General features: G+C 50.2%; 14 protein-coding genes. 4 read left to right on the top strand and 10 right to left on the bottom strand.

Going from position 1 to position 17,037, the window contains the following annotated elements:
• Positions 1 to 3: 3 nt before the first annotated feature.
• The 3 genes from KO216_RS00070 to KO216_RS00060 all read right to left on the bottom strand — a co-directional run bounded on the left by KO216_RS00070 (position 4) and on the right by KO216_RS00060 (position 2,397).
• Positions 4 to 1,560 carry a Re/Si-specific NAD(P)(+) transhydrogenase subunit alpha gene (locus tag KO216_RS00070; protein ID WP_215522246.1) on the bottom strand — a complete coding sequence of 519 codons (1,557 nt, stop codon included), beginning with the start codon at positions 1,558 to 1,560 and terminating at the stop codon, positions 4 to 6.
• A gap of 157 nt (positions 1,561 to 1,717) precedes the next feature.
• The gene (locus KO216_RS00065; protein WP_215522245.1) at positions 1,718 to 1,936 is read right to left on the bottom strand and encodes a carbon storage regulator; all 219 of its coding nucleotides are present in this window, start codon (positions 1,934 to 1,936) and stop codon (positions 1,718 to 1,720) included.
• A 62-nt stretch (positions 1,937 to 1,998) separates the two neighbouring features.
• On the bottom strand, positions 1,999 to 2,397 hold the full coding sequence (locus KO216_RS00060; protein WP_215522244.1) for a hypothetical protein: 399 nt from the start codon (positions 2,395 to 2,397) through the stop codon (positions 1,999 to 2,001).
• Positions 2,398 to 2,569: 172 nt separating this feature from the next.
• Between KO216_RS00060 and KO216_RS00055 the strand changes: the two genes are divergently transcribed.
• The 3 genes from KO216_RS00055 to KO216_RS00045 all read left to right on the top strand — a co-directional run bounded on the left by KO216_RS00055 (position 2,570) and on the right by KO216_RS00045 (position 7,770).
• Positions 2,570 to 3,832, top strand: a complete 1,263-nt coding sequence (locus tag KO216_RS00055) for a DUF3824 domain-containing protein (RefSeq protein WP_215522243.1) — start codon at positions 2,570 to 2,572, stop codon at positions 3,830 to 3,832.
• 17 nt (positions 3,833 to 3,849) lie between these two features.
• Complete coding sequence (locus KO216_RS00050; RefSeq protein ID WP_309547314.1) at positions 3,850 to 4,998, top strand: hypothetical protein; 1,149 nt, start codon at positions 3,850 to 3,852, stop codon at positions 4,996 to 4,998.
• A 210-nt stretch (positions 4,999 to 5,208) separates the two neighbouring features.
• Complete coding sequence (locus tag KO216_RS00045) at positions 5,209 to 7,770, top strand: MMPL family transporter (protein WP_215522241.1); 2,562 nt, start codon at positions 5,209 to 5,211, stop codon at positions 7,768 to 7,770.
• Positions 7,771 to 7,809: 39 nt separating this feature from the next.
• On the opposite strand, the gene dnaB is transcribed toward KO216_RS00045, so the two are convergent.
• Positions 7,810 to 9,135, bottom strand: a complete 1,326-nt coding sequence (gene dnaB / locus KO216_RS00040) for a replicative DNA helicase (RefSeq protein ID WP_215522240.1) — start codon at positions 9,133 to 9,135, stop codon at positions 7,810 to 7,812.
• Positions 9,136 to 9,371: 236 nt separating this feature from the next.
• Between dnaB and KO216_RS00035 the strand changes: the two genes are divergently transcribed.
• The gene (locus KO216_RS00035) at positions 9,372 to 10,694 is read left to right on the top strand and encodes an MATE family efflux transporter (RefSeq protein WP_215522239.1); all 1,323 of its coding nucleotides are present in this window, start codon (positions 9,372 to 9,374) and stop codon (positions 10,692 to 10,694) included.
• 150 nt (positions 10,695 to 10,844) lie between these two features.
• Here the strand turns inward: KO216_RS00035 and rplI are convergent, their stop codons facing one another.
• The 6 genes from rplI to dnaA all read right to left on the bottom strand — a co-directional run bounded on the left by rplI (position 10,845) and on the right by dnaA (position 17,037).
• A complete protein-coding gene (gene rplI, locus KO216_RS00030; protein ID WP_215522238.1) occupies positions 10,845 to 11,306 on the bottom strand; it encodes a 50S ribosomal protein L9 in 462 nt (153 codons plus the stop codon).
• A gap of 15 nt (positions 11,307 to 11,321) precedes the next feature.
• The gene (rpsR, locus tag KO216_RS00025; RefSeq protein WP_215522237.1) at positions 11,322 to 11,564 is read right to left on the bottom strand and encodes a 30S ribosomal protein S18; all 243 of its coding nucleotides are present in this window, start codon (positions 11,562 to 11,564) and stop codon (positions 11,322 to 11,324) included.
• 45 nt (positions 11,565 to 11,609) lie between these two features.
• A complete protein-coding gene (locus KO216_RS00020; RefSeq protein ID WP_215522236.1) occupies positions 11,610 to 12,185 on the bottom strand; it encodes a single-stranded DNA-binding protein in 576 nt (191 codons plus the stop codon).
• A 17-nt stretch (positions 12,186 to 12,202) separates the two neighbouring features.
• Complete coding sequence (gene rpsF / locus KO216_RS00015; protein ID WP_215522235.1) at positions 12,203 to 12,487, bottom strand: 30S ribosomal protein S6; 285 nt, start codon at positions 12,485 to 12,487, stop codon at positions 12,203 to 12,205.
• 244 nt (positions 12,488 to 12,731) lie between these two features.
• On the bottom strand, positions 12,732 to 15,167 hold the full coding sequence (locus tag KO216_RS00010) for a transglycosylase domain-containing protein (protein WP_215522234.1): 2,436 nt from the start codon (positions 15,165 to 15,167) through the stop codon (positions 12,732 to 12,734).
• Between the two features lie 457 nt (positions 15,168 to 15,624).
• Positions 15,625 to 17,037 carry a chromosomal replication initiator protein DnaA gene (gene dnaA / locus KO216_RS00005; protein WP_215522233.1) on the bottom strand — a complete coding sequence of 471 codons (1,413 nt, stop codon included), beginning with the start codon at positions 17,035 to 17,037 and terminating at the stop codon, positions 15,625 to 15,627.

Raw genomic sequence — 17,037 nt, 5'->3', positions numbered from 1 at the left:
TTCTTAGTTCTCCTCCTTGCGGAACATGGCCAGCATTCGGTGCGTCACCGAGAAGCCGCCAAAAATGTTAATCGAAGCCACCAAGATTGCCAGGAAGCTAAGCGCTGACACCACGGGGTTAGCGCTGCCTACCTGCAAAATCGCTCCTACCAGAATAATTCCGGAGATGGCGTTTGTTTCACTCATTAACGGGGTGTGCAGCGAGTGGGTAACTGAGGTAATCACATAGAACCCCACCACAATCGCCAGCATCAAAATAAAGTAGTAGGGGATCAGCGGCTTGGGGGTGGCGGCAATCAGCGCCAGTCCCAAAACAATCCCTACTGCTGCCCACAGTAGACGTTTACGCTTCTTAGAGGCAGCTTCTTCCGCCTTTTTACGAGCGGTCTCGGCGGCGTCAGCAACCGAATCGGTTTTCTCTGGGGCGGGAGCAGCGTGCACCTTGATCGCAGGCGGGGGGAACATATTTTCTCCGCCCTTAGCGACCGTGATCCCCCGGACTACTTCGTCTTCCATATCGAGGACGTAGTTTCCGTCTTTTTCCGGAGTGATCAGTTTAAACAGGTTAACGATATTTTGTCCGTACAGCTGGGATGACTGCCCAGGTAGGCGTCCGGCCAAATCGGTGTAACCAATAATGGTCACCCCATTTTCGGTAACCACCTTTTCACCGGGGCGGGTCAGCTCGCAGTTCCCGCCGCCAGCTGCTGCCATATCAACGATTACCGAACCGGGAGCCATCCGGGCTACTGCCTCTTTAGTGATTAACAGCGGAGAGCGGCGGCCGGGAATATTCGCGGTGGTAATCACGATATCGTGGCAAGCGGCCTGCTCAGTGTAGAGTTTGGTGGCCGCATCGGCTTGATCAGCGCTCATTTCTTTGGCGTAGCCGTCATCCGATTTTTCCTGTGCGATCGGGATAGGAACGAAGGTGGCTCCCACTGACTCAGCCTGCTCAGCGGTTTCGCTGCGCACGTCAGTGGCGCTGACCTGAGCCCCCATGGAGTTGGCGGTACCGATAGCTGCTAGACCAGCTACCCCCACCCCAATCACATAAACCTTGGCGGGCGGGATTTTCCCGGCGGCAGTTACCTGTCCGGTAAAGAGACGTCCGAAACTTTCTGCCGCCTCGATAACCGCACGATACCCAGACACATTCGACATGGAGGAAAGCACATCCATGGATTGTGCCCTCGAGATTCGCGGAACCGTGTCCATCGCGAACCCGGTAAGTCCCCGCTCTACCAGTGCATCTACGGTTTCGGGATGCCGGGCAGGAGCCATCCGGGCTATTAGTAGCGCTCCGGGTCGAATCAGATCCAGATAGCTAGTTGGGGGGGTATCTAGGACAGTTACAATATCGGCCTGCCAGGCCGCCTGAGTGTCCACGATTTCCGCACCGGCGGTCAAGTACTGCTCATCCAGGTAGGCGGCTTTTTCGCCCGCCCCCTGTTCCACCAGGACTTCATATCCCAGTTTGATGAGTTTCTTTACCGTATCCGGAGTGGCGGCGACCAAAGTTTGGTCTGGCGTGGGCTCTTTAGGAACTCCAATTCGCACAGTTACTCCTTACTGTTTTGGCTTTTCAAATGCCAATACATTTTTATCCGCGTTTTAACAGTGGATAACTTATTTTTAGCGTACTCGGTGCCCTATGGGGGCGCACTCTAAGTCCAGCTAATAGGATGTTATCCCGCTGTAGGTAAAGATAAAAAAATTATTGCTCAGGAGTTTCCGTTTTATTAACCGGCCCGGGTCCTTGTAAACCTAGACGCTCCCGGGCGGCTTCATCAAGAAGTTCTCCGCGCCGAATAGTGAGCTCACGAGGGGCATCAATCCCGATACGGACATTATCTTTATGGGATTCCACCACCGTGATCACCACTTGGTCTCCAATTACAATTTCTTCGCCGCGTCGACGGGTCAGTACTAGCATCCTTGCTTCCCTTCATAGTAAAAATTATTTTCCAAATTATTCATAGCTGGGGCAAGATGCTTCTATACCCCCTCACCTGCAACTTCGTTTTCATCTACAGACTGGGGTGACCCTTCGCTGATTTCAGCTTCCGCCCGCGCAAGCTGTTCAGCCAGTTGATCGGGAGCGGCGTCCTCGCCTACAAAATTATCCGGCAGCGAACCGGAAACAACTAAACCCGGGGGCTCATCCCCGTTCCCGGCGTTCTTTTGGGAGCGCGCTTGCCAGCTTTGGGCGCGGCTGCGTAATGCTTGCGCATAAGATCCCCGTTTTACTCCCCGCACCCGATGCAAAAGCACATCCAGATCCCGATTTATTTGGTCATCTTCCCACCGGGCTTTTTCGGCAAGCAGCGCCCGCGTATCGGCTAATAGAGCTTCCAGTTCATGGTCGCTGGGCACCGGCCGCTCCGCCTGCGTCATCGCGATACCTCCCTGTATTTCTTTTCCATTAGCAATTGTAGATTATGCCTGTTGCCTGGGGAGCGACTTGCAGAATTATTGCTTGGATCTAGCGCTGACCCTAAACTTGGTAGCAGTGGTTCTGTATCTACAAAGCTAACTGGATTGTTTACCCAACTGACCGGGAGAAGAAATGTCGTTCCCTGATAATTCCTATCAACCTGGAAATCCGCCAGTAGAAAATCCCCCGGCAGGATATCCGCCCTATTCTTACCCCGGGCAAGCCGGTAACGAATTCAATGAACAATACCCCTATCCCCCGGCAGGCTATCCGGGTGGATCAGGCTACCCCGCTGGCTCACAGTATCCTGCGGGATCGGGCTACCCCAGTGGCATGCCTCAGCCTCCGCAAGGTACTGACTTGTCTTGGCTGCTGAACAGCATCAAGCAAAATCGAATTTGGTTTATTCCTATTTCGGTATTGTTCATCCTAGTTGGTTACATAATCAGTGCTGTTTCCAGATTTTCTGCAGACGCAGCTATTGGTACCAGTTGGTTATTCCTAGGTATCGGACATGCCCTGCTAGTGGCTTTTATGCTTTCTGGGCTGCGGCAGGTAGGAAAGTTCACTAAAGCAGCCGCTTGGATTGCAACCGTGGTAATCAGTGCAGGTTGGCTTTGTTTACTAATCGATATCACCCTAATGATCTCTAGATATAGATCATCTCTAACCACCGTACTAATCTTTTGTATCTTGGTGGTTCTGATGCTGATCGGAGGGATAATCACGGGATCAATCCTTTCGAGCAAAGCCCAAGAACCAGCCTCTGCGGGTGCCATTCTGATCGTCAGTCTGTTCCTATTACTGTCTGCCACCACCACGCCGGTTATTCATGCCGTGGGAATGTTGCTTTTGATAGGGGCGGCTGCTTGTTCAGTTATTAAGCCGCGTCCCGCCTACTTTGTTTTACTAGCGGTTACGGCAGTTATCGGGCTCACCAATTTCATCATTGGACTTTCCTCTGAGGACGCAGCTTGCTTCTTGGGAAAGAACCGCGCCAATCACGGAACTAGCTTGTATGGAAGTCTTTTTGGTTCCGAGTTAGAAAAAGTCGGTTGGATTTACTGGATAATCGGAGGATTAACTTGGGTATTTTCCCTGGTAGTACTGGCGGCTTGCGTCTTGGCAATCTACCAGACCATTTCCCGGCAACCGGTCACTGATCTCACCGAAGTATTTAGAAACAACTCGCAGCCGAACCCGTATTCGGGGTATTACCAGCAGGGGCAATATCCTCCCGCCGGTTATCCGCAACAGCCTTATTACAGGGGGCAAGTCTCCCCGGTGCCACCAAACGGATCCGGTCAGCAGTTTTCACAATTCCAGGCGCCTCAGCAGCAATCCTTTATGCCGCCCAACCCGCCGCAAGGTCCGCAGCCGCCACTAAACAACTGAGGTCGGGGATGGGACTTATGCTCCCAAACGCATCAGCTAACTTACCTATCCAGCCCCTAATGGAGCATTCCTATATGGCGCTGGCAGGCTCCGCCGCAATGATATTGGTAGCAGTGCTGCTAGTTGTCTGGACAATAGTTTTTTACCAAAGCGCCGCTCGCTCTCCAATTTTTACTTTCAGTACCCGCCGCCAAGAAAATCTGTGTCGCCTGTTAAAGGCCTATCGCCAACGTCTTCTTTCCCTAGAAGCTGATCGGCGCTACCACAGTTTAGATCCCTACACTCGGCAAGTTGTCCTGGGAAAAATCTTAGCTAACCTGGCTAAACAGTATTACCGTACTGCCGGTTGGGCTAACTATCGTCCCCAGCAGCTAATGGCCACAGACTGGCCGCAAATGGCCTCGCTGATTTCCCGGCTGCTGCACCCAGGCGCTGCCGCCAACCATTCTCTAAGCGAAGTGCCTTCTTTTCACGATGCGCTTTACCAAGTTGATATCCGGTTATCTGCACATCAACAATCCTTAACTGCCCGGCACGACCTGGTAATAAAGCCACCCAAACGCTCTCGCCTGTGGATTATTCCCGTCACTTTAGTGGTGGTTTCCCTGATTGCGGCCTCCGGTCTGCAAACTCGTAACTGGTTTTTAGAGCAGCAGGCGCTGCGCGCTGACCGGGCAGGAAATATCTCGCAGGCGCAACTTTTGCGGGTGCGCCAAACCGCCTCTCAGCTGGTCGCTGATCGTTGGCTGGTCAACTACAACCTGGGAACCAGCTATCTAGAGGCCGGCAACCTGGTAGAAGCCAACACCTATCTTTCTCGTTCCTCTAAGCAAGTTCCGTTCCTACTGGAAGCAAGATTGACTGAACCCCAGACGGCTTTGGCCGGGTGCCAGGTTAACTACAACTTAGCTTTGGCAATAACTAAAGCAAAACAGGAAAAGGAAGAAAATTATTCTTTAGATGAGGCGGCGGAACTGCTGGTTTACTGCAACCAGGAGGCTTTAAAAGCGCGGCAAAAATCTTGGGAAACTACCGACAGAGATCCCGGTAACCGTAAAGTTACTACTCGCTTAAAGAAATTATCTAAAGACGCCGACCTGTTAATAGCGCAAATTAAGGAACTGGGAGGAAAGGACTTTGTAGTTCCCTCTCCCGAATGGCTGTAAATTTAGGTTTCCAGGCCGAGCAGAACCGGAGCATTTACATTCCCAAAATATCTGTGCGAACCAAGTACTGCTTGCAGAAAACTATTTAAAGCCACAATAACCTGCAAAAACAGCTCGCTTACTTCAAGGAAATATTTATGATCCGTCTTTATTCCAAATCTTTGTCTGATTTGCCTGCACTAGCGCGCCGAAACCAGCACAATTGAAGCTATGAATCGGATGAAGCGCTTTTGGTGGGGTAAACACCCCGGCTTCGTCGTAATTATTTGGTTGCTCGCAGTGGCAATTTCTATGACAGCGGTATTTTCTGGTGTGGGAGGCAAACCCCTATTTGAACGCTTAATCACCCCCCAGCCGGCCAGTCCCGCCTCGCCCTCAGCAATCGGGAAGGATCTTTACGAGCAAGCCCATGGCGATACCTATCCAGTAACTGCAGTAGTAGAAGTCAACAACCTAGAAAAAAATGCCGACCAGATAGCGAAAATACTGCGCCCCTTACACGCCGACCTTTTAAAGGTAAAGAAAGTGAAGGGGATCGCCGATCCTTTTATTACTTTTGACCCGCAACTTCCGGCTGGAAAAGAGGCGCAGGAAGCGACCGATAAAGCCCTAGAGCAGGCGTTGGCGCAAGGCAGAGCGCAAGCTGAACAAATCGCGAAAGCTAAGGGCGCGAGCCAAAGTCAGGTGGAAAAAGCACGGCAGCGCGCCGAACAGGAAGTGAAAAAAGAGTTTGCCGCCCACCTGCCCCCAGTGTGGGATACTATCCAGTCCAGCCAGCTAAAACAGATGGTTGCGAAGGACGATAAAACTTTCCTGATTAATGTACAGCTAGAGGCAGACGGGTATGACCAGGTGGATCCCGATGCCCGTGACCAGGTAGCCGCGGTTTTAAATGAACTCCCCGATTATTTTGCCGGTTCCGCTATTGACGCCACAGTAAATCTGGTCGACAACACCGGTTTGCAAGATGCCGCTAATGGTCAGGTAAAAGCAGATATGCTGCGCGGAGAAGGAATTTCTATCCCGATTTCCCTGCTGATTATGGCGATAGTTTTCGGAGGAATGTTAGCCGCCCTCATGCCCCTGATCGGCGCGGGCGCCGCTATCGGCATTACCTTGTTCCTGATTTTGTTACTGACCTACCTGATCACTGTGGAATCTTTCGTAGTCAATATCGTGTCTTTCCTCGGGCTGGGATTATCGATTGACTACGGACTGCTAATCGTTTCTCGCTACCGAACTGAACTGCATAAACGGGGAATCCACGGCAAAGAAGATACCTTTATTTTTTATCCTCGTGTCATCCAAGTTCTAGTTGGGTCACGTCGCGAAGAAGCTTCCGGAATGCGGATGCTCTCTCGCAAAGATTACCGCACTCAGCTACAGACCGCCCGCGAACCCTATATGCAGGCTTTAAATAAAACCATGGACACTGCGGGAGCTACCGTATTCTTTTCCGCACTGATCGTGTCAATGGCGATTTTGGGGCTGTGTATTTTCCCGCTACCTTTACTGCGTCTGATGGGGATAGGAGGAGTAGCGGTAACTATGTTGGCGATGATTTCCAACATGACCCTACTACCAGCACTCATGATGCTTTTTGGACCGAGTCTAGCTGCGCCCTCCTCCGTTGCCACCTGGGTAAACTGGGTGCGTCGCCATATTTTACGCAAGCCCACGACCCGCAGCGAGGACGACCCCTCCCCGGTTTTCCGTAAAGTTTCCACTTTTGTAACCCGCCGTCCTTGGCCGGTGCTAGTAGTAGTCACTCTGATTCTGGTGGTGATGTCGCTTCCTCTTTATCATCTGGAAATGCGTTCTTCTGCAGTGGAATCAATGCCGCGATCCATCCCCGAGATTGGGGCGCTTTGGGATATGTGGGATCGTTTTCCGGACTCGGCTAACCCTCAAATCCGGGTGGTAGCCAAAACCACCCCCCAACAGCTACAAGAGTGGGCAGACAGGCAATTAAAACCACTTGCTCACGTGAAACGAATTCGCCCCGCGGAAGACCTGAAAATCGATGGTGAACAATACGCTGCTGTCGATGTTTACACGCAGGAAAAAGATGCCTTTGCCGCGCAAGTGAAACAGGAAATGCAGCAGGTACGGGATTTGCCTGCCCCCTTTAAGACTTGGGTTACCGGTCAAGCAGCCCTGCAAACAGATTTTCAAGACACTTTGGCGCAGTATGCCCCCTATGTGTTTATCGCAGTCGCCTTAACCACCTATTTAATGCTGTTCTTAATGACTGGGGCGCTATTGCTTCCTCTGCAAGCCCTGGTATTAAACATGGTGTCTTTGATGTCATCTCTGGGGATTGCGGTTTGGGTTTTCCAATATGGTCATGGGGAAAAACTCCTCGGGTTCACTTCCCTCGGCGCGGTGGAATCCTATGTAGTAGCGATCGTGTTTTGTTTCGGTTTTGGCTTGTCAATGGACTATGAAATGTTCCTAGTCTCCAGGGTTAAAGAAATCTGGGACGAAACCGAGGATAATAAACGGGCAGTTCGCGACGGACTCACCCATTCGGCTTCTACCATTACTTCCGCAGCCCTGATCTTGCTAGTAGTATTCTTAGGTTTCACCACCGGAGGTATCCAGGCGATTAAACAAATCGGGTTCACCCTGGCGGTAGCGGTTGCTCTCGATGCCACTTTAGTGCGTATGGGACTCGTACCCGCGATTATGGCTATCTGCGGACGGGCTAACTGGTGGGCTCCGAAATGGTTGCGCTCTTTCCACGCTCGCCTGCATCTTCCAGGACACTAGAGGAGGGCGCTAGGCAAGCTGCGCAGGGACTCGCGAGCCCTATTCGCGAGCCGGGTTACCGAACTTAGACAGGCGCCCCAGGAAGGTCAGCGGGATAGTCGCAGTCGGCCCGTTACGATGCTTAGCCACGATAATATCGGCCTCTCCGGGGCGGTCTTCCGGGTTGTAAGCCTCGGGGCGATGTAACAGCATTACCACATCCGCGTCCTGCTCCAATGATCCAGATTCCCGCAGGTCAGCAAGCATTGGCTTCCGGTCAGTTCGCTGCTCAGGTCCCCGGTTTAGCTGGGCAACTGCCACTACTGGAATATCTAGTTCTTTCGCCAATAGTTTTAACGAGCGGGAAAACTCGGCCACTTCCTGTTGGCGGGATTCTACCCGTTTACCCGAACTCATTAACTGCAGGTAGTCCACAACCACTAGTTTTAAATCATTTTGTTGTTTTAGGCGCCGGCACTTAGAGCGAATTTCCGGCAAGGTGAGATTCGGGGAGTCATCTATATAGAGGGGAGCCTCTGAACACCGCGAAAGTACCTGCGCGATCTTGGTCCAATCTGCATCCTCTAGATCCCCTGAGCTCATCCGGGACATAGAAACTCCGGATTCTGCGGAAATCATGCGGCGAGAAATTTCAGTGCCATCCATTTCCAGGCTAAAAATTACCGAAGTCATGTTGTTATGGATGGCGGCGTTGCGACAGAAGTCAAGGGCTAAAGTTGATTTACCCATGGCGGGGCGGGCAGCTACGATTATCAGCTGACCGGGGTGCAATCCATGGGCGAGGTTATCCAACTGGTAAAAACCGGTGGGCACCCCGGAAGCGAAACCCCCATTTTTTTGCAGTTCTTGCAATTCATGAACGGTTTCGTCCAGGAATTCGGTAATTGGACGATAATCCTCGGCATTACCGCGTTCACTGACCGCATAGATTTCGCTTTGCGCCTGGTTAATTAGTTCATCAACATCCCCACCATCGGCGGCATACCCCAGCTGCACCACTCGGGTGCCCGCCTGAACCAGGGATCGCAGCTGCGCTCGCTCGCGCACAATCCGAGCGTAGAATCCGGCATTTGCGGCGGTAGGAACTCCCGAAACTAGTTGATGCAGGTAGGGGGCGCCCCCGATTCTCTCTAAATCACCATTACGCTTTAGCTGTCCAGCGACAGTGACGGCATCTACTGGTTCGCCCCGACCAAACAAATCCAGGATAACTTCATGAATGGTTTGATGTACCGGACGGTAGTAGTCCTCGCCCCCGATAGTCATAGTCACATCGGCGATTGCATCTTTAGAGAGCATCATTGCTCCCAAAACCGACTGTTCAGCAGCTATATCCTGGGGAGGAGTGCGATCAAAATCTGCCATCGTAACTTCCTGTCCGCGTTTATTAACTGATTAATTTTGCCATAAACCGACAGTGAAAACAGAAACGAACTTGTTGAAAACCCAGCCTAGATAGTGCACAAGCTGTTGAGAACCTGTGGAAATTTACGCGAGCGTTGTGGGTAATAAATAACCGCAAGTTTAAAAACAGGTAACAAACTGGGAAACTACTAACAGAGTTTTTCTTTGGCTGTGTATAACAAATGGGGGGAGGATTCGTGGATAAACCGGCAAGGCAGAGCTTGAATCGTCAGATTCTTTCTTTAGCGCTCCCCGCTTTGGGGTCGCTAATGGCCGAACCTCTGCTGACCATGGCGGATTCTATTTTAGTTGGCCATGTGGGAACTTTAGAACTGGCGGGTCTAGCCATCGGCTCGACGATCTTAACCTTGATCGTAGGCATCTGCATTTTCTTGGCCTACACCACCACCGCAGTCACTGGACGGGCAGTCGGAGCTGGCAAACAGGGTGAGGGGTTGCGCCTGGGTATTCAAGGCATGTGGCTAGGAGCCGTCCTGGGAGCCGTCCTTGCGGTAATCCTGATTATTTTTTCCCCCCAAATAGTGGGCCTTTTTAGTCCGCAGCCACCGGTCGCCACTTTTGCGCGCCTCTACCTGATAGCTTCCGCCCCTGGTCTAGTAGCGATGCTTTCAGTATTAGCTGCTACCGGGGTTTTACGCGCACTCTTAGATACGCGCACTCCCCTGGTGGTTACCACCCTGGGGGCGCTTCTCAACGTGCCTCTATCTGCATTTTTAATTTTTGGATGCTCCTGGGGGGTGGCCGGAGCGGGGGCAGGCACCGCGATCAGCCAGTTTTTCATGGCCACCTGGATGTGGGCAGTAATAGTAAAGAAACTCCGGGTCGAGGGAGTATCGGCTCGCCCCCACCCCCAGCTAGTTTTACGTTCGGGTCTACACGGAGTGCCCCTAGTTTGCCGCTCCCTTTTTCTTCAAGCCTCCATCGTGGTAACTACTTGGCAGGCAGCTAGTTTCGGGGCAGACACTTTGGCCGGTTACCAGATTCTAAAAAGTCTCTGGGTTCTGGGGGCTTTCGGTCTAGATGCCCTAGCAATCTCCGCCCAGGCGCTACTAGCGAACGCTCTCGGTGAGGGCGACAAGCACCGAATCCGCGCCCTAATCGGACGCTTAAACCGTTGGGCACTAGCGTCTGGAGCTCTAATTGGGCTGTTCCTTGCACTTAGTTCTCCCTTTTTACCGCAGCTATTTACTTCCGATCCTCAGGTTCTTTCCCTTACCACCACCGGCTTAATAGTTGTGGGTCTAGTACAACCTTTAGCTGCGCTCACCTACATTTACGACGGCTACCTGATTGGTGCTGATGACAGTAAATACTTGGCCACAGCGATGGCGATAGTTTTTGTTATCTACCTGCCAGCGATTTTATTGGTACGCCTTTTACCTGCCCGTTCCCTCGCATTAGCTGGTATTTGGGCCGCCTACGGAATCGTTTTTATGGGCGGCAGAACCGCGTCTCTTTGGCTGCGCATCCGCGGCGACGCTTGGCTAAAGCACTCTTAGCTTTTCCTTTAAACTAGATCCTTTGCTGATGCCGATTACAAAAGGTATCTGACATCCTCCCCTATCAAGACATGAAAAAGTCGGGCGGTCTTTTTCCTAAGACCGCCCGACTTTTTATCAGCTAAGTGCTGCTAAGAAAGTAGCTTACTGCTACTTGCCGCCCTCAACATTTACAAACAGTTTGGCGCTAATATCTTCATGCAAATTGATTTGAATCTGATATTTTCCAACCGCTTTAATCGGTTTTTCGATAATAACCTTGCGCCGATCAACGGTTTGCCCGATCTGTTCTTTAACCGCTGCCGCCACATCTTGGGCAGATACTGCTCCAAAGAGGCGGCCGGAATGACCCGCACGCTTAGAAATCACCACGGTATCGTGGGCTTCGATAGCATCCCGTACGGCCCGAGCATCCTCTACATTAGAGATTTCCCGGCGGCGCCGTGCGCGAATCATTTCGTCGATCTGCTTTTGGGCTCCCTTAGTCCAAGGGTGCGCCATTTTCCGCGGTACCAGATAGTTGCGGGCATAGCCGCGAGCTACGGTTACCACGTCACCGGAAGAACCCAGTCCCGGTACATCCATGTTCAAAATAATTTTGGCTGTTGCCATGACTAGACCCTCCTATCAGCGACCAGAACTTGTGTAGGGAAGCAACGCCATTTCGCGGGCATTCTTAACTGCTTTAGCGATGGCGCGCTGTTGCTGTACGCTAACTCCGGTAACCCGGCGCGAACGAATCTTTCCGCGGTCGGAAATAAACTTCCGCAAGAACGGGGTGTCTTTATAGTCGATTTTTTCAACCGGCAAATTACGTAGCGGGTTAGCCTTTTTCTTTATCGGCTTCGCGCGAAGAACTTTCTTCGCCATATTAACTCCTTAATGGTGTGACCCTAGGGGTCTTATCCTGAAATTTTAGAACGGTGGTTCGTTACTACCATCGTTATCGCTGGTGGCAGGAGCAGTCCAAGGATTGTCATCCGCGGACGGTTGCGCCGCACTCATCGAACCTGTACCCAGGTTTGCAGCAGCGCCTTGGTTAAATCCCCCACCTTGATTGAAATTGCCAGCTGGAGCGCCTCCGGCGAATCCGCCCTGTCCTCCCTGGTTGAATCCGCCTGCCCCTGCACGCGGAATCCGGGTAACTTGGGCTTGCGCATAACGCAAGGATGGCCCGATTTCATCGACTTGCAGCTCTAGCGAAGAACGGTTTTGTCCGTCTCGCTCCCAATTGCGTTGCTGCAAGCGGCCGCGAACAATCACCCGCATTCCTTTGGTTAAAGATTCGGCGATATTTTCGGCCATTTCCCGCCAAGCAGAACAGCGCAGGAACATGGCGGTGCCATCTTCCCACTGTCCGGATGCCCGGTTATAGGTTCGGGGAGTGGAGGCCACGGTAAACGAGGCCACTGGCACCGATTGCGCGGTATAGCGCAGTTCGGGATCTGCAGTCAGATTCCCAATAACCGTTATCAGGGTATCTCCAGCCATTTTTGTTCTCCTAGAACTTAATCGCGCCGCAGCAACTTGGTACGCAAAACTGATTCGTTTAGCGTCAGCTGCCGAGTTAACTCTTCAGCAATCTGCGGAGTAGTGGTCATATCGATGACCGCATAAATCCCCTCAGAATGTTTTTCAATCTGATATGCGAGGCGACGCTTGCCCCAAATATCGGTCGCATCCACACTTCCCCCGTTAGCAGAAACTACGTTGAGTAGCTTTTCTAACGCCGGGGCTACTGTGCGTTCGTCGATTTCGGGATTCAGGATCACCATCATCTCGTATTTACGCATCTTAACCCACCTCCTTTGGTCTAACGGCCACGGTCCTTCCGTGGCAGGAGGGCATATGCTATCGACCCGAAGGTCGCATTACAGGATAACCTAGTTAGAAGCGCTATTTCTAGCCGATCCGCAACTTTGTTATGAACCCCTCTTTTTCTGGGATTTCACCCTAAAAAAATTCCCTCCACACGCATGGTCCTGGTAGTAAAAATAATTTTTACTGCTTTACCCCAGATTCTTAAGGAATCTCCATCTACGGCTCAGGCTGTTCACTTTCTTCCGGAGAGGGACTTTCTGGAGGTTGGCTAGTTACAATCAGGGGTCGCGAGGTGGTAGGTGGCGGCGGCGGAGAAGGTACTTCTGCAGTTTGGTACGGAGTAGCTTTCTCTCTAGGACTAATCCTATTTCCCTTGGATTTATAGGAAAACAAAGGTTCAGCCGGTAAGTCTTTAACGGCATTTTTCATATAAGCCAACCAAATTTTTGCTGGTAGGGTACCGCCGGTAACTTCTCTGACTCCCGCGAAGGGGGTAATTGATTGTTCAGATCCATCTTCCCCAACTTGATACATAGAAACCGCGGTCACCATTTGCGGTACATATCCCACAAATTGGGCTGATCGGTTGTCATTAGAGGATCCGGTCTTCGCTGCTACCGGCCTTCCCAGTTTGCCTGCAGTTGATCCGGTTCCCCCACTTTCAGTAACGGCAGCTAGCGCTTTGGTAAGTTCGGAAATATTTTCTTCTTCGAACTGGCGGGTTCCAGTAGTGTCTGCCTCGTAAAGTACATTTCCAGATGAATCGGTAATTTTGGCAACAATGTGGGCTGGCCGGCGAATCCCGCCAGTAGCGAAAGTGGTGTAGGCATTAGCAATATCAATATTGTGGGGAGAACTTGAACCTAAAACGCCCACTAGCGCATCTTGATCCAAACCGGCGGTATCCTTCGGATATCCAGCGGCAATAGCCACCTGCCGAGTGGTATCCATCCCTATTTCACTATTAAGTCTCACATAGGCGGTATTAATGGACATTTTTGTAGCTTGAATCAGGTTCACTTGACCATAGGAGGCTCCCCCATAGTTTTTGATTGAGGTATCACCAACTTTCATTGGTCCCGATCCATTGATGGTTTCATTTAATTTGTGCCCGTGTTCTAGCGCAGCTAGCAGGGCAAAAGGCTTAAAAGTAGATCCGGCTTGCGCAATATCTTGAGTAACTGCGTTCCGCTGAATTTTTTGATAATCCTCTCCCCCATATTCCGCAATAACTGCTCCGGTGGCGGTATCTATTGAACTAGCTGCCACTCGCAGTCCCTGGGGTCTATCTTCCGGAAGAGTCGCTACCGCGTCCTCCAACATTTTTTGTTTTTCAGGATCAATAGTGGTGTAAACCTTAATTCCCGCGCGGTCTATTTCGTCTTCGGTATAGCCAATTTCAGTTATTAACTCCTGCCGCACATGCTGCAATAAGTACCCGGTAGTTCCCTTAAAGTAGGTAGCTTCCTGCTTTTTTTCTTGTACCTTCGGGAAAGTTGCGGCCTTTCTTTCTTCGGGCTTAATCATTTTGTCGGCAACCATCAGATTCAATACCCGATTCCACCGCGACTTAGCTTGCTCGGGACTAACTAGCGGATCCCAGGCATTGGGAGCAGGAATAATCCCCGCAAGCAGTGCTGATTCTGAAAGATTCATATCTTTCGCGCTTTTGCCAAAGTAGGCGTTAGCTGCGGCTTCTATCCCATAGGTTCCCCTACCAAAATAGATAGTGTTTAAATAATCGTTAATAATTTTTTCTTTCGGCACTTGCCGATTTATTTTCAACGCCAAAATGGTTTCTTTAAATTTCCCGGTGTACCCAGTATTTTTCCCGGTGTAGTAGTTTTCTACATATTGTTGGGTGAGGGTAGAGGCACCTTGAGTGGGTCGCCCGCGCACGTTATTCCACAGGGCACGCGCAATACCTTTAACGTCAATTCCACTATTTTCATAAAAAGTGCGGTCTTCACTGGCTACCACGGCGTCGCGGATATAGGAATTTTTGAAAGATTTAGTATCCACGATGGTACGGTTTCGTTCTGCAAACTTACCCATCATAGTGTCGTTGTCGCCCCAATAAACCGTGGTTACTTGGGCATTAGCAAATTTTTGAGCTTCAGGAACTTCCAAACGATAGTAGGCAATCAAGAAAGTCAAACATCCGGCGATAATCCCTACTAGAATCAGTCCACTAAGAACTCCCAGAATTCTTTTTACCCATAGACCAACTCTCTTTGGATTTTTTCCTGGCCTGGTTACTTTCGAATTTTTTCCGCTACCTGGCCTCGAGTTACTTGGCTTGCGATCTTTCTTTACCCCGGAATTCTTCTTTAGGGGCATACTTTTTTTAACCGGCTTACCGGAATTTTTTCTAGCACTCTTCGCTGGTTTACCTGCGGGTTTTAACTTTGCTGAGGACGGGACTGGAGAAATATTACTATTTCCTCCCCGACCGGAAGCAGCCTTTTTACCGGATACCGTCTTTTTTGGGATATTTTCATAGCGCGCCGGATTTATCGGAGCCACCGAACGCGTAACATTGGCCTGTGCCCGCGCCTGTATTTGTTCTTTTTCGTGTCGGCGGCGCTCCTTACGGGAAGGAAAATCGTGATCACCTAATCCGGCGTTTCCTGCGGAGTGCTTTTCGGTCATAGATACAGGTTAACCTAGTAAGAGCTCAGTTCCGCACCAATCTGATAGTTAATGGCAGATTTTCTAGTTTCAGGTGAGAAGTTACTGTTAGTAATTTTTTTAGATTCTAATTTTTTTCTTCTCACAGTCATCACTTCCTGGAATATCTGATTTTATTAGATAAAACAGCAGGTAATAACGGAAATAGAGCTTGTTAATTTCAGGGGGATCAACTGGGGATGCATTGGGGATGAATGAGCTAACGGTGAATTATGTAGTGATCTATGCACAGAAATTTTGAAAAAATCCCCAATTATTCACAGGTTTATTCACAGGTGTGGAGAAACCCGCTACAACCTGTGATCATGAGAACTACATTTTTGTAGTTCTACTGGTAGTAGTAGTTAAAAATAATGTTAAATAAATACCAAAATCTTCTTTAAGGTTAGTGACATCTGGAGAGATTTTATTGTTTAAATCACTTTGCATGGCGCGCAGCTTGGCGAATTTGATTGGTTAGTTCGTTTACATGATCAAAAATCTGGGGTTTAGACTTCATCAGCTGGGTAATCTTCTTGTTGGCGTGCATTACCGTAGTGTGATCCCGTCCTCCGAATTCTTTGCCAATCTGAGGTAAAGATAGTTCGGTTAATTCCCGACATAAATACATGGCGATCTGACGAGCCTCAGTAAGGGAACGTGAACGCGAAGGTGAGCACAGGTCGTTAACGGTAGTTTCAAAATACCCGGCGGTCTGAGCCTTAATCAAAGCGGGGGTAATTTCTTGATCATTGGGGTCAGAAACAATATCTTTGAGTACCATCTCTGCTAGCTGCAAGGTTAAGGGCTGCTTTGTAAGCGAGGCGAAAGCGGTAACCCGAAGCAGCGCACCTTCCAGTTCGCGGATATTGATAGTAAAACGTGAAGCAATATAGGACAAGACTTCCGGAGGGGCGCCCACGCCCTCTTGGCGAATTTTATTCCGCAAAATTGCGATGCGAGTTTCTAAATCCGGAGGCTGAACATCGGTTAACAGTCCCCATTCAAATCGAGAACGCAGCCGCTCCTCGAATCCCTCCAGCTTTTTAGGAGGAACATCGGAAGTAATAACTACCTGCTTGTTGTCATTATGTAAAGAGTTGAAGGTATGGAAAAATTCTTCAATGGTTTGCTCTTTACCCTGTAAAAACTGAATATCGTCAATCATCAAGATATCGATATTGCGGTAGCGGCGTTGGAACTCGTGGGCGTTGCCTTCCGATACGGAGTTAATGAAATCGTTGGTGAACTCTTCGGAGTTTACATAACGCACCTTGATGTGAGGATAAAGTTTGAGCGCATAGTTTCCAATGGCATGGAGTAGATGGGTTTTTCCTAGCCCCGAACCTCCATAAACAAAAAGCGGGTTATAGGCCTTAGCCGGAGCTTCGGCTACCGCAATCGCGGCGGCGTGGGCGAAACGATTTGAGCCGCCGATAACGAAAGATTCAAAGGTGTATTTAGAGTTAAGGCGAGAATCAAAAGGTTTTTTAGGCGGGGAAACGACACTTTTCTCTACAGAGGTACTTTGGGGAGTTTTTGGCGCGGGAGCAACTACTTGCTGTTCATTGGGATTTATGGTTTCTCCATTATCTAGCGAGGGATCGACCGAAACCGCCAAAATAACTTCCCGAGAGGTAGCTTTAGACAGGTATTTTCGTAAAAACGGGCCTAAACGGGATTCTAGAATCGATTTTGAGTAATCGTTTGGAGTAGCGATTACGATGGTATTTTCGTAGGTTGTCAGGGGTTTAGACATGCGCACAAATGCCAGATCTGCTTGGCCTACCTGGGGATTTTGTTTTAAGTTTTCGATCGCGTCTTGCCAGATTTCCTGAAGCGAACTAGACAT

The sequence above is a fragment of the Varibaculum prostatecancerukia genome, assembly GCF_943169825.2.
In the GTDB taxonomy this organism is placed as follows: Bacteria; Actinomycetota; Actinomycetes; order Actinomycetales; family Actinomycetaceae; genus Varibaculum; species Varibaculum prostatecancerukia.
This window is presented reverse-complemented; position numbering and strand designations above follow the sequence as displayed.